The sequence below is a fragment of the Bdellovibrio sp. HCB2-146 genome (genome assembly GCF_047345725.1).
Lineage (GTDB): Bacteria > Bdellovibrionota > Bdellovibrionia > Bdellovibrionales > Bdellovibrionaceae > Bdellovibrio.
The window spans coordinates 1,166,498-1,178,992 of sequence record NZ_JBLEQP010000002.1 but is presented as its reverse complement, the minus strand read 5'-3'; the positions used below and the strand labels follow the sequence as shown (position 1 = coordinate 1,178,992).

The 12,495-nt window shown below is 45.7% G+C and carries 12 protein-coding genes; 8 read left to right on the top strand and 4 right to left on the bottom strand.

Annotated elements, in window-relative coordinates; genetic code table 11:
• Nucleotides 1-203: 203 nt before the first annotated feature.
• The 4 genes from ACLWOR_RS16540 to ACLWOR_RS16525 all read left to right on the top strand — a co-directional run bounded on the left by ACLWOR_RS16540 (nucleotide 204) and on the right by ACLWOR_RS16525 (nucleotide 4,893).
• Nucleotides 204-2,180 carry an AarF/UbiB family protein gene (locus tag ACLWOR_RS16540; protein ID WP_413941908.1) on the top strand — a complete coding sequence of 659 codons (1,977 nt, stop codon included), beginning with the start codon at nucleotides 204-206 and terminating at the stop codon, nucleotides 2,178-2,180.
• Between the two features lie 105 nt (nucleotides 2,181-2,285).
• On the top strand, nucleotides 2,286-3,281 hold the full coding sequence (locus ACLWOR_RS16535; RefSeq protein ID WP_413941907.1) for an ABC transporter substrate-binding protein: 996 nt from the start codon (nucleotides 2,286-2,288) through the stop codon (nucleotides 3,279-3,281).
• Nucleotides 3,278-4,090 carry an ABC transporter permease gene (locus tag ACLWOR_RS16530; protein ID WP_413941906.1) on the top strand — a complete coding sequence of 271 codons (813 nt, stop codon included), beginning with the start codon at nucleotides 3,278-3,280 and terminating at the stop codon, nucleotides 4,088-4,090. Before ACLWOR_RS16535 ends, ACLWOR_RS16530 begins: the two co-directional genes overlap by 4 nt.
• A complete protein-coding gene (locus ACLWOR_RS16525) occupies nucleotides 4,087-4,893 on the top strand; it encodes an ABC transporter ATP-binding protein (RefSeq protein ID WP_413941905.1) in 807 nt (268 codons plus the stop codon). Before ACLWOR_RS16530 ends, ACLWOR_RS16525 begins: the two co-directional genes overlap by 4 nt.
• Here the strand turns inward: ACLWOR_RS16525 and ACLWOR_RS16520 are convergent.
• From ACLWOR_RS16520 to ACLWOR_RS16505, 4 genes are all read right to left on the bottom strand, one after another.
• The gene (locus ACLWOR_RS16520; protein WP_413941904.1) at nucleotides 4,890-6,905 is read right to left on the bottom strand and encodes a M16 family metallopeptidase; all 2,016 of its coding nucleotides are present in this window, start codon (nucleotides 6,903-6,905) and stop codon (nucleotides 4,890-4,892) included. The genes ACLWOR_RS16525 and ACLWOR_RS16520 overlap by 4 nt on opposite strands.
• 47 nt (nucleotides 6,906-6,952) lie before the next feature.
• Nucleotides 6,953-7,381, bottom strand: a complete 429-nt coding sequence (locus ACLWOR_RS16515; protein WP_413941903.1) for a hypothetical protein — start codon at nucleotides 7,379-7,381, stop codon at nucleotides 6,953-6,955.
• Between the two features lie 92 nt (nucleotides 7,382-7,473).
• Nucleotides 7,474-8,154, bottom strand: coding sequence for a hypothetical protein (locus ACLWOR_RS16510; RefSeq protein WP_413941902.1), 681 nt, complete (start codon nucleotides 8,152-8,154; stop codon nucleotides 7,474-7,476).
• A 13-nt stretch (nucleotides 8,155-8,167) separates the two neighbouring features.
• The gene (locus ACLWOR_RS16505; protein WP_413941901.1) at nucleotides 8,168-9,475 is read right to left on the bottom strand and encodes a hypothetical protein; all 1,308 of its coding nucleotides are present in this window, start codon (nucleotides 9,473-9,475) and stop codon (nucleotides 8,168-8,170) included.
• A 130-nt stretch (nucleotides 9,476-9,605) separates the two neighbouring features.
• Between ACLWOR_RS16505 and ACLWOR_RS16500 the strand changes: the two genes are divergently transcribed.
• The 4 genes from ACLWOR_RS16500 (at nucleotide 9,606) to ACLWOR_RS16485 (ending at nucleotide 12,465) form a co-directional block, all read left to right on the top strand.
• Nucleotides 9,606-10,358 (top strand): hypothetical protein, encoded by a 753-nt coding sequence (locus ACLWOR_RS16500; RefSeq protein ID WP_413941900.1) that lies wholly within the window; start codon nucleotides 9,606-9,608, stop codon nucleotides 10,356-10,358.
• Entirely contained in the window at nucleotides 10,334-11,356 is a 1,023-nt protein-coding gene (locus tag ACLWOR_RS16495) for a hypothetical protein (protein ID WP_413941899.1), read from the top strand. Before ACLWOR_RS16500 ends, ACLWOR_RS16495 begins: the two co-directional genes overlap by 25 nt.
• Entirely contained in the window at nucleotides 11,353-11,910 is a 558-nt protein-coding gene (locus ACLWOR_RS16490) for a hypothetical protein (protein ID WP_413941898.1), read from the top strand. Before ACLWOR_RS16495 ends, ACLWOR_RS16490 begins: the two co-directional genes overlap by 4 nt.
• 144 nt (nucleotides 11,911-12,054) lie before the next feature.
• Nucleotides 12,055-12,465, top strand: a complete 411-nt coding sequence (locus ACLWOR_RS16485; protein WP_413941897.1) for a hypothetical protein — start codon at nucleotides 12,055-12,057, stop codon at nucleotides 12,463-12,465.
• Nucleotides 12,466-12,495: the final 30 nt, after the last annotated feature.

The following is a 12,495-nucleotide window of genomic DNA, read 5'->3' as shown; positions in this document are numbered from 1 at the left end:
TTTGCAGGGCGTTGTTGGGTTCTTAACCAGCAACGCCCTTTTTATTTCCAGCTCGCGCTGGTCCTAATCATGCATCAAGGCGTTCTGGTAATAAACCCGAAGGACGTTTTGTGTTACGAAGATCTTGGCTAGTGCCCCTTTCCATAATGCTGCTTTTTCTCATAAGCACGATTGCGCATGCTTCCGATAAACAGGAACTCTACTTGTCGTACGATCAGAGATTGGCTTTGTCTTATGCATTGGTGGCGCAAGGGCAGCCCCAAGACGTGCAACTGCAATACTTTAATAAAATTCAAAACTATTTCGTAAAGAAATTTTCTCAGAAAATCGAAACCCGCCGTGTGCGGAACTTTAACGAGTTTCTTACACACTTCCGAGGCGAATGGCCGAACACCCATAGCCTTGCGCTGGATTTAGAAATCATTGAGAAAAAATCAGTTCGTCCGTTCACGGTCTATGAAGCTCCGACGGCTCGTGTGCAAAAGAAAATTGATAATTATATTCACTGGCAGATCTTGCAGCTTAAAAACGGGGCGGTCAGTTCGGCTTCCGCTGACACAGTGGAATCAGTTCGTCGCTTTGTTTCGGGAGCGTTATTACTAACGACAGCAACGGTTCCGCAAATGGCAAAAGAATGGCTGATCTCGGAATCGGATGCAGCCTTCGGAAAACAGCTTTTGAAACTGGATAATCTGGGGGGTGAGATCGCAAACTCCAAAATCGCTGCCACCCAAGATGTGAAGATGAAGATTTTGCTTCAGACGCTGTTCTCGGAATACTTCTCACGACTTTCATCGGATTCAAAGAAGCTGATCGTGTCTTCTTATCTCGGTCGTAACTTGCGAATGGGAGATATGGAGAAGCTTGAGATCTTGATTCAAAACAGCGGTCCGCAATTGCAAAAGCTTTTGCAATTGGTAGCTCGTCAGGGTGATTTGCCAAAAGATGTTTTGGAAGTGTTCCAAAAGCTTGAAAGCTCGGTCAAAGAAGTGCCTTGGGTTCAAGTTGAAAAACTTTTGCAAGCCGAAACAAAAAATTATCATTTCATCAGCTTTGAACGCAAACCATTGGGTGTGGGAACTATGGCGCAAGTTCATCGCGCGAAGATGCAAGTTGATGGAGTTGTTGAAGACGTCGTTGTTCGCTTTATCAAACCAGGCATGGCTTTGCGTGTAGCTGAAGACGGTCGCATTTTGCGTGAGCTTGCAGCGGTTTTAGATGCGAATGAGGATTTCCGTCGCACCGGCGTTCCGAAATTAAGTCCTCTTGTGGAAGATGTGACGGCGACAGTGGAGGCAGAACTCAGTCAGCAAGACACCATCAACCGTCAAAATTTTGCTAAGGGCCGGTACAGCAGGTCTTCTTTCGTTCGTTTGACTGATTATAAAAACTTATTAGAGTTTCATGTGCCTTCTATTTTTCCACCGCAAGGAAGTCACTCTGAATTTATGGTTCAAGAAATGGTCTTCGGTCAAAAAATTGATAAGGCTGTTCGTGCTTATGGAAAAATGGCACCGGGAATTAAGCAGTCTATCGCTGAGGACCTCGCTCGCTTGTGGTTGTCGGAAGTTCTTTTTGGCCAAGGTTTTTTCCACGCTGATTTGCATATGGGAAATTTCATGGTGCAGATCACAGATCCACGCATTCGTTTGAACATTCTTGATTTCGGAATGGGCGGTCGCATTGATGCAGATATGCAAGGTGTGATGATGACTTTGGGTGCAGGTGTGAAACTATTGAAGGCCGATTTGATCGCTCGTTCTTTGTGGACGATCAGTGATAAAGAAAAAAATGTTCTGACGGAACAGCAGTTTTATCAAATGTTGGAAAACAAAGTGAATGGCATGACTCGCGAAACCAACCTTCCAATGGATGGGTGGACTGCATGGGCCTTAGATCAAGGTCTCAGACTTCCGTATGAATTTGTGAACTTGAATCGGGGCCTTGTTATCATCAGTCGCCTTTTGCAGGAAAGTGGTAGCACGCTGACGCCGATGTCGATTGTCAGAGATCTTGCTGCGCAGAACCCACTGCTAGTTTATCAGCGCATGGTGGTTGAAGAGAAGATGAGCCATATGGATATCCTGAAGCTTGGATTTCAAGAAGTTCGGGATCGTTTCAGCCCTTCTGAGCGCGTTCCTTCGCTTCCAAGCATGACCTGTGAGATGCTTTTTCAATAGTTAAATGGCAAAAAGAATTCTGACATTTGTCAGAGTTTCTGAAGTCCCCTTGCATGGACCTCCCTCTAGGAGTGAGATAAGGCTGCAATTGGAAGGGGGCATTTTATGCAGGCAACCGCATCACGTAAAGGCAAGCTTCTTCTCAGTTTTTTTGTACTTCTGATTTTATCTATTTATAACTTCGATGCTCAGGCCCAAGACCTCGTGCGGGTCGGGAACCTGAAGTTCGCCCACTACGGCGCCATCAGCTACATGACTGAAATATGTGGCAAATACGGTCTTAAAGTTCAAGAGCGGGTCTTCCCTAAAGGTATTGATATTATGCCGGCAATTATTGCGGGAGAAATTGACGTGGCCGCAAGTGCCGCTGATGCCGCGATTGCTGGGCGAGCAGGGGGCGTCCCGATCTTTGCCGTTGCCGGCTTTGCCAAGGGGGGCGCACGAATTGTGGTTCGTCCCGATCAAGAGTTTAAATCTGTCGCTGACTTCAAAGGTAAAAAAGTGGGTGTCGCACGCGGTGGGGCGCAGGAGCTTTTGCTCTTAGCGGAACTTGCGAAGGTCAACCTGACTTGGTCCGATCAACCAGGCAAAGATGTGCGCATCGTCTATATGGCATTCGCCGATTTAAACCAAGCCCTGCAAGCGAAGAACATCGATGCCATGGCGCAAAGTGAACCGCAGGCTTCACAAGCCATCAACAAAGGATTCGGTAAAGAACTTCTCAAACCGTATGACACTCCGATGGGAGAACCGATTCGAACTCTAGTGATGACAGAAAAAATGTACAAAGATAAGAAGTCTGTCGCCGAAAGATTTATGAAATGTTTTGTTGAGTCGACAAAGACATTTATCGAGAAACCAGATCTCGCGGAAAAGTTTGTTCGTGAAAAAATGTTCAAAGGTCAAATCACCAGCCAAGATTTTAAAGACGCCATAGGAAATTCACCTTATTCTTATGATCTCTCGGAAGATCATATTCAGATCACCACAGACTTTATGCAAAAATATGGAGTGGGGCGCATGAAAAATCCACCAAAGGCCAAGGATTGGGTAAAGCTTGATCTCTTAGCTCAAGCGAAAAAAGATTTGGGAGTTAAGTGAGGAAGTGGAAATTCAACCTGAAAGGAATTTGGGTGCCCATCTTGGTTCTTGTGGTTTGGGAGGCGGTCGTCAGATTAGGCCTCGTCAATCCACAAGTTTTGCCGTCGCCTTCGTCCGTGGTGGTGAGATGGTATCATTACTTATTGCCTCTTGAAGCCTATGATCCAGCAACAACAAGTTATTGGAAGTGGTTTTTCTCTGGAGAACTCATTCACGATCTCTTGGCCAGTCTTTATCGTGTGGCCGTGGGATTTTTTGTGGGTGCAGGGCTTGCGCTTCCTTTGGGATTAATGATGGGCGCAAGCACGCATATTTATGATTATCTAAATCCACTGGTGCAAGTTGTCCGACCTATACCACCGATTGCATTTATTCCTCTTGCTATTTTGTGGTTTGGCTTAGGTGATCCACCCGCCGTCTTCCTGATCAGTTTGGGCGTTTTTTTTCCGGTGCTTATGAATACCATCGTGGGAGTACGAGCTGTTGATAGTATTTATATTCGCGCCGCACGCAATATGGGAGCAGGGCCTGTGGTGATGTTTCTTAAAATCATGTTGCCAGCAGCCATGCCCTATATCTTAAGTGGTATTCGCATCGGTATTGGCACGGGGTTTATCTGTATGATCGTGGCGGAGATGATTGCGGTGAACAATGGTCTTGGTTATCGCATCTTAGAAGCACGTGAATATTTTTGGTCCGACAAAATTATTGCAGGGATGTTGAGTATTGGTTTGCTAGGACTTGCGATCGACACCGGTGTCAGTCGCCTGAACAATTATCTTTTGCGTTGGCATCGGGGGCTGGAATGACCAGAGGAGCTGCGCAAATTGAAATTGATCACGTCCATAAGGTCTTTCATGGGGGAGACCGCGATGTTGTCGCTCTTCGTGACATTGATTTTAATATCTCAGAGGGGGAGTTCGTCTGTTTATTAGGACCTTCAGGTTGTGGAAAAAGCACACTCCTTAATGGAATTGCGGGATTTTCTCTGCCCACCCAAGGAGAAATCCGTGTAAATGGTAAAGTGATCACCGAGCCGGGACCTGATCGTGGCATGGTCTTTCAAGAGTACGCGCTTTTTCCATGGATGACGGTCGCTGATAATATCACGTTCGGCTTGCGAATTAAAAAAGCACCGGAAGACCAAATTAAAAAGAAACTCGAGGAACTCTTAGTGATGCTCAAACTGCAAGAGTTTAAAGATCGCTTTCCGAAAGATCTTTCCGGCGGTATGAGGCAACGGGTGGCAATTGCACGTGTTTTGGCTTTGGATTCCCAAATCATGCTTATGGATGAACCTTTTGGCGCATTGGACGCTTTGACACGACGAAGTTTACAGGATGAAGTTTTAAGAATCTGGAGTGAACTCAAAAAGACGATCGTCTTTGTCACACACTCAATCGAAGAATCCATTTATCTGGCGGATCGAATTGTCGTGATGACCTATCGACCAGGAACAGTCAAAAAAGAAGTGAGGGTCAATATCCCACATCCGCGCAATCCAACAGCGCCAGAGTTCAATGCGATTAAATCAGAACTGTCGCAATTGGTAATGGCAGAACAAACACGTTTTGAAGACTCACAAAGAAAGACGGCGACCACGGGTGATTAAGCTGCCGTCTTTTGCACTTCTTCTTTGGCTTCGGTGTTTTCGGTAAGAGACTGCTCAACAAATTTAAGAAGTTCGGCTTTCGTTTTGTCGGCATCTTTCACGCTGAAGTAGTAACCTTTGCCATTTTTAAGTGTGACTAAGAGTCCTTTTTTCCAGAACAGCGGCGTGTAGAAGTAATAACGATACTTCACGGCGCCTATCCATCTTCGTAGTGGAAATGGAAATCCCATAGTCCGTGGTGTGGTAACTGAAGCAATTTGATTCAGCGGAATTCGGAATGAAAAATAAGTGACACTTTTCACCAAGAGGTCTTTCTCGTGAACCATCAATTTTCGCGGAAAGAACGAGTAAAATCCTTGAGCAATCGCCAGGACACAGACCACTGATATCACAGAGTAAAAGTATTGACTGAGTAGCACATGGGACTGCAGCAGGTTCATTTTCATAAACAGAGTATCAACTCCGTATTGGACGTGCAGATAAGCATACCAACACGCAAAGAGCACCAAGCCTTCTAAAAGCTTTACCGGAGGATATTCGAGTTTGCGAATCCAGCGAACTTGATCATGCTCAAATTTTTGCGTGAGCAGTCGTCTAAACCCCATGAAACAGAAAATCACGGAGAAGAAATACATAAGGACTGTATCGTAGTGAAAAAACACCGGCGGTTGCTGGATGAATTCATAGCTTTGGTTGGCGGCAAAATGCTTCTTTAAACTTGCATTGTAAGCTTCGGGAGTCACATTTTCTAAAACTGCGTAAGGCGATTCAAATTTTCCGTATTGATCAATGATGGAGCTATATTGCCCGGCAAGGGCCATCATCGTGTCCGCTTCTTTACCCATCAGGTGATAGCGAGACAGATGTAGATCAATGGCTTCCTTCACTTGTTCCGGAGTCAGTCCTCCGGTGCGGGCTTCGCTGTTTAGGAAGTGGCGTGCAATTTCCAAATTCTCAGAGAAGCTTTCCTTCGAAGTTTCAAATTGAATGGTTGCATAACCATAGCCTTTATAGATGTAAGAATCTTCGTGAGCCGTGTAGGTTTGTCCCTTGATATTACGGATTTCTTTCATCAAGCGATGGGCTAAGAACTCCATGTATGAAGTCACGATTTTTTCATCTTCAAGACTGGCTTTCCAGAGTTTCGTTCCTAACGTAACTGTCGGTGTTGTTGAGATTTCGTAGCGGCGATAGGAAGCCAAGCGCGGGGAAGCTTCGCTATCAGGAGGAAGAACTTTACCTTCACGTTTTTTGAGCGAGCCCCATTTTGCGTTGATTTCTTTAAGCACTTCTTCACGATTGAATTTTCCTGCGACGAACAAGGTCATGTTAGAAGGATAATAATAATCCGTGTAGTGCTGTTGCACTTGAGCCGTGGTGAGGTTTTGTGTGGAGAGTTGTTCCTCTGTCAACGTGTAAGGATTTGCACGTGGTAATCCAAATTCGCTTTCCCAAAAGCCGACTTTTTTTAAGTAGCTGGGATACAAGAAATCCATCGGATTAAAGCGCAGGGCTTGAACGATAGGGCTGGGACGACCGCGCTCAAGTTCAATGGTGCCTTTTTCTTTGTTCACGTAGTTATCGCCAATAGCAGGTTCTAACAACATCTTCCCCATGTTTTGCAAAAGCCAGAGGCTTTTTTTTGCAGGGATTGAGGCAAAATAAGACGTCACACGATCGCCAGTACTGCCATTGGCGCTGCCGCCAGCTTCACGAATGAGTTGTAAGTAGCTCATTTCATCGCGGAGTTCTTTGTCGCGGAAAAGCACATGCTCCAACAAATGCGACACACCAATCGTAGGTCCTTCTTCTGCATCCGTACCGACAGCAACATTCAGGCGAATGGAGGTCAGCGTTGCTTCCGAGCTCGGCGCCAGGAAAACCTTCAAACCATTTTCAAGTGTGATGTGCTCGACAGCAGCATACGGATCGTTCCCAGGTTCTTCTGCATGCAGAGAAAAAGGAAGGCTCAAAAGTGCTAAAAATGGCAGGCAAAAGAAAGAGATTTTCATACCCTTCTTATCGGCGTTTCAGAGCGAGATCTTGAATATTTGCGGGACTAATCTTCGACAAAATTTTGAGTTGTGGAAGGGCGGCGGAGACGCTGAATCAAGCGAACCCCTGAGATGATGATATATCCCAGAGCGGCACAGCCAGCAGCAATACCGAGAGTGGTCGTCCCGGAGATAAGTCCAAGTTTCATAAGTTCTGTAATGGAAGGGGCTTCGACGTAGCTGAGTTTAATGCAATTACGAATCAGCAGTGGCAGGATGTATCCAGCCGTGATGAGAAGGCTGTTTTCGATAATTTGATACCAACGAAAAATACTCAAACCGGTGATGATAGATAGCAGACAAAGAAAATTGACTGAGTCGCCGAGGAAATTCCAATTTTGAGCCTGATAAATAAGAACAACGCTACCAGTAAAGAACAGCAGGTAGTAGATCCACAAGCTTCGACTGTGAAAGAATGAAGGAATTCGTTTCATCAAAGTGCCTCTACAAGAAATCTTAACAGAGGCTGTGTAAATTAAAACAGTCTAACCGGAAGTTAATACTACCCTGGACCTAGGTGAAGAACCTAAGGGCACTGACACACTTTGAGTCTGCAAGATAGAACACGACCATGATTGTTGAATTGGAATTCAAAGACTTGGTTATTGTGTTCTTCTACAGCTACTGTGGATTTGTCTTTCAACTGAATTGTTCTTTTTGACTCGTGTTGTGTCAGTTTTCCAAGACTCAACAAGGACTCTTGAGTGTCTGAATCTTTAATCGTGAGTCGCTCGGGATAACCTTCTTTATCAAGCTTGAAAAAACGCAATTCTTTTTTGTTGGGTGTGTTGGTGTTATCAGAAACCAAAACTTGCAAACGACGTTCGCTGCCGTCAGGAAGTGTGATGTGGAAGTTCTCAAGATGCACTTCTTCTTTTGCAACACCGATACTTTGGCGCAAATACAGAAGCAATGCCTCCGGAGTTCCGACAGCCTGTGCTGCAATTTCTGGCGCACATTTTTTCAAACTCTCTAAAAATGTATCGGGAATGTTTTGTGCATTTTCCTCAGAGGCTCTGCCGTTTGCCACGACAGGAACCTCATTTGGTTTTTGAGTTGGATCCATCACGCCCTCAATTTGAGGAGTCGTGGCTTCGGATTTTTTTTCATGAAACAAAAAATGGAGGAAGTAATAGTCCGCAAAAACGCCCAGGATAAAAAGAGTCGCAGCCCAAATGATCCAAGTTTTTAATTTTATCGGTTCCATATTCCTCTATAATTCAGTTTAAATCTGGTACCCAAGAATCCCATGATTGGCAGGATTTTGCACGCTGCGAAGGTCCACGGAGCTCACCCCAACGGTACTCTGCAGTCTCATGTGGATTGTTGGAAATCAGGCCACTGAACATGCGGCGTTTGAACTCAGCCAAATCCATTTTCTTGCCACGACGATATTCAAGAGTACAAACCGAATACGCCGTCACACCTTGTGGTGCCATCTGTGCTTCTTCGCGTTTTGCGGAAGATTGAATGTACGGATAGATTTTATTTAATTGACCCAGAATTTCTGCGCTCAATTGAGATCCGCCATTTTCTTTCAAGATATCTTGGTAATTACGACGAAGCGCCATCAAGTCATCAAACACGCGCTGGTCGCGGTTCGGCGTTGAGTATGTGTCATAAGTTGCGTAATCCATGCAGCGTGGATTTTTTGAGATATAAAGCAAAGCTTCATCAATGGAAGGAATGCGCGAACGGAAGCCTTCACATGAAGTTTGAATCAAACGCGTGATACGTTGGTTGTCCGTTTCCTGACGAAGAGCCAAACGAGTTTGCAAAGTGCGCTCCCATTTGCTGAGAGGAATGCGGTACTGCTCTTCGCTGTAAGTTGGAACTTCCCACACCGGACGATTGATGTACGCTGCTGGTCTCCAACCACGGAAACCCGCAAATCCTGCCGGTGTAAAATCACCTTCAAAGACCCATTCAGCATGGGGCCATGATTGGCGTTGTTGCAAACCTAGGCCGGAGTAAGAACCCACGACAGAGTTGTACACTAAGTGCGGGACACCAATAGGCAACATTTCTTTTAGAGTCCATGAGTGATGATTCACTTTTGTCGTCATGATCAAAGAACCTGAACGAATAAAATCACGACTGACTGGAACCGGGTAAGTATCATTCGGTAAAGAACGCGTGCTCATCACATCGTAAATGTATCCTAGGAAAAGACGAATACGCTGTGATTCGTTTTTGCTGTCCCAACGAGACATCATGTTGGAAATAGTTTTGCCACTCGCGGTGGGATCTTGTGCGATGAATGGCAGGCGGTTTTCATAAGCAAAAATAATACGCATCGAATAAACTGTATCGGCACAGTCTACGCGCAAACCATAGTACGGATTTGACTGTCCATGAGGGAGCTGTTTACGGGAAAAGAAGTCGACTTGCCAATGGGTCTTCACCCATTCCGCATAGCGATCTTCCCAGGCAGGTGACCATTCGTTAACGGCCGTCCAAACGGCGGCTTGAGATGTTTGAGTGAACCCCATGATCAGGCCGAAGATTGCAAAAATAAGGGATTTCATCCATTTCCTCCACTATAGATAACTCTAGGGGAGGGGCTATATTGCGTGGATGTAACAATCAATATAATATTTACATCGCATAGCGCCCGATCTCGATATTAACCCGCCGCAGCATTACTATCTGTCCCTTATGCGATTACAGCTATTTCTTGGGACAATTCTCCTCATATTTTCTTTTGTTGCGTGTCAAACAAAGGAAGATCCTGAGACGCGCGAAACCGCTCTCCGCAAGGGTTTTGCGATGATGGATGAAGGCAAAAATACCGAAGCCATCAACTATTTTGCTGAACTCGCAGAGCGTGATTCGCACTTTCATGTGAAGATGGCGTGGGCCTCGGCCTATGCCCTTCGTGCCGGCCTTCGTATCGAAAAGATTTACTCGTTCACAGCTCTTGCTCCCAAGAAGCAGGATTTCTCGGTGCCGGTAACGGGTCTTTCATTTGATCAAAAAACCGCAAGTCTTCTTCAAAACATTCAAAGCTTTCTTTCGCGTTGGGAAAAAATCCCGACATTGAATATTTCAGCGCGCAGTGATTTGCAAAATGCGGTGCAAGTTTTAGGTCAGGAAACAGAGCCAGGTGCGCGGTTGTATTCGGCGATCTTACGAGTGGTGCTTCTTAAATCCGTGAGCCAAGAAGCCAACGTAAATTGGCAAGCCTTGCAATCGCAAACTGTTTGCGGAAAACAGCTTAAAAGTTTTCACACGTGGGCTGTGCAAGTGCTCGAGCAGCTCTCCGTTCTGTCAGCAGATTTAGAAGTCGCATTTCCGAAAGAAGCTAAAAATTATCGTGAGATCAAAATCAAAACGCGCCATCTTCAAGCGGCTGCTGTGAAATGGGCGCAACCTGCGGAGGATGAATGCTATTCACTCGTGCAGGATTGATTCTTTTTGTTTTATTCTTTGCGATTTTGGCCAACGCAGCTGCGTTGCCATCATTTATGCGCGAGGGAAGCAGTCGTTTTCTATCACGTTCCTTGGGAAGTGCCTGTTATTCCATGGACAGTGTGCAAAGAGCCTTACCTTGTAATCCCGCAGCGGTTGCGAAAGAGCGCAAGCCTCGCTTTGATGGAGATCTGTTTTTAGGTAGCAACATTGATTATCTCAAAGAGGCTGAAGATATATTGGCCGGAGAGAGCAGTGAGGAAGAAGTCGCGACATTTTTTTCTCGCCGTGAAAGCTCTCAAGCAGAAGCTTCAGTAGAACTTGCTTATCAAGCTCCGAAGTGGGGTGCATCTTTTGAGCCGTACCGCGTGGTTTTATATTCGCGATTTGATAACCCGGCTTTACCGATGGTCGATATGATCGTCGCGCAAGAGCAGAGTGCGAAACTCCAACTTGCAAGTTATGTGGGCGAGAATTTCTATGCGGGTTTGCAAATGCGTTACTCGCACGTTCGTTACATCGGAAAGTTTTTTTCACTGACTGAAGCTTTCACTCACCAGGATGATGACTTTTTTGATCCAGAAACGCAGGATCTTATTTATTTGGAACCTGGATTTTTATATGCCTGGGAAGAACTCGCTTGGCAGCCACAGATCTCTGTCGCTTATATGCAATGGGGATGGTCGGATAAAAAATCAGAAGCTTATTCAATCAAACCCGAAGGCCAAGTGGGCGCATCCATCAAGCCCCTTGTTCCCCTCGGTCTTCTTGAGGTGGGTCTGCAATTTAGTCTGAATTCAGAAACTCGCAATGCTCGCGAAGCTGTGCGCGGGGCCGTGGCCTATCAGCTGGGAATTTTGCAGGCAGTGCTCTCGGCCTCTGATATTGATCAATCAGCCGGCTTTCTTGTCGGCTTTAAACATTTCACCAGCGGTTTGTCTTACTGGCGCGAAGAAGATCACCAAGGTGTCTTTGTGCAATTTGGGGTGACGCTATGAAACTCATGATCGTCTTCATTTTGTTATTTGCCCAAATATCTTTTGCTGGAGAAAGCGAAAGTGCTGAATTTAAAGGTCCGGCACAGTGGAAAGAGTTTCGCGAATTTGTCTTAGAAGAACAAAGACGTGATGAAGAACGCGGACTCAGTTATATGATTTCCGGTGGTATCGCGGCTCTCGGTGGAACTTTGGCGTATCATTCAGCGGATGAGGCTTTTAGCCGCGCCATGTACGCTGTGACGGCGAACATTGGTATTGCTGCCATTGGCTTAGGGGCGACTTATTATTGGACGGGGAACGAGAACGACTCGTTCTATCATGCTATCGAAGGTTCCTCTTTGACACTCAAACAAAAAAATGAAGTTTTGGAACGTTATCTGTGGCGCCAACGTCAAGAGCGCGACCACAAACGTTGGATTCAAGCGGCAACACATGCTTTGGTAGCAGCCATTAACTTGTACAGCGCGCATCAAGAGGAAAATGAAGACATTCAGTCGGTGTTTTATTTCCTAGGCGGTGCCAATGCTATCATTGCTCTCACATATGCATTCTAAATGCGACAAATAACAATTCATTTCAAATAGCAGCTGTCCGTCGTTACATCATCACAAGATTTACGACTTTCGCTCGGGGGCCGTTGTCCTGGGTCTTATTGTTTTAAAATCTCAGTAAATTTAAAATAGATGTGGGAGGTATTTATGAAGCGAACACTCATAGTACTCGCCCTTTCGAGTTTCTTGATTGCGGCGATTCCACCTCACGAAGTTCAAAACGTAAGACTAGAAGTCGAGCGGTATGCACTCGGCTTGCAAGTCGACGTCCTAAGTGCCAAGCGAAACCCCGAACGCTTTCGCGCTTTGAACCGAGCTCTCGACGAAATTAAAATGCTGCGTGAAAATTCGTTTACCGCGACTCAAGCCGACGAGGGTTATTTGGATTTGATGGTGAATGCTCTTGAAGCAATTCCGCCAGAAAGCCAATTTAAACGTAAAGACTGTGCGAAATACGAAAATGATTTTTTAAATCAGTTTGAACCGTTAGCGGAAGAGGCACCGATGGAGCCTGCAGTAAAACCCGGCTGGGCGGTCCTACAAGCTCTCTGTCGCTGAGTCTTATTAAACCTTAGCCCACATTGCGCG

Coding starts and splice junctions, on each gene's coding strand:
- ACLWOR_RS16535 (WP_413941907.1), top strand. CDS start 2,286: ATGCAGGCAACCGCATCACGTAAAGGCAAGCTTCTTCTCAGTTTTTTT.
- ACLWOR_RS16525 (WP_413941905.1), top strand. CDS start 4,087: ATGACCAGAGGAGCTGCGCAAATTGAAATTGATCACGTCCATAAGGTC.
- ACLWOR_RS16520 (WP_413941904.1), bottom strand. CDS start 6,905: ATGAAAATCTCTTTCTTTTGCCTGCCATTTTTAGCACTTTTGAGCCTT.
- ACLWOR_RS16515 (WP_413941903.1), bottom strand. CDS start 7,381: ATGAAACGAATTCCTTCATTCTTTCACAGTCGAAGCTTGTGGATCTAC.
- ACLWOR_RS16510 (WP_413941902.1), bottom strand. CDS start 8,154: ATGGAACCGATAAAATTAAAAACTTGGATCATTTGGGCTGCGACTCTT.
- ACLWOR_RS16505 (WP_413941901.1), bottom strand. CDS start 9,475: ATGAAATCCCTTATTTTTGCAATCTTCGGCCTGATCATGGGGTTCACT.
- ACLWOR_RS16500 (WP_413941900.1), top strand. CDS start 9,606: ATGCGATTACAGCTATTTCTTGGGACAATTCTCCTCATATTTTCTTTT.
- ACLWOR_RS16495 (WP_413941899.1), top strand. CDS start 10,334: ATGCTATTCACTCGTGCAGGATTGATTCTTTTTGTTTTATTCTTTGCG.
- ACLWOR_RS16490 (WP_413941898.1), top strand. CDS start 11,353: ATGAAACTCATGATCGTCTTCATTTTGTTATTTGCCCAAATATCTTTT.
- ACLWOR_RS16485 (WP_413941897.1), top strand. CDS start 12,055: ATGAAGCGAACACTCATAGTACTCGCCCTTTCGAGTTTCTTGATTGCG.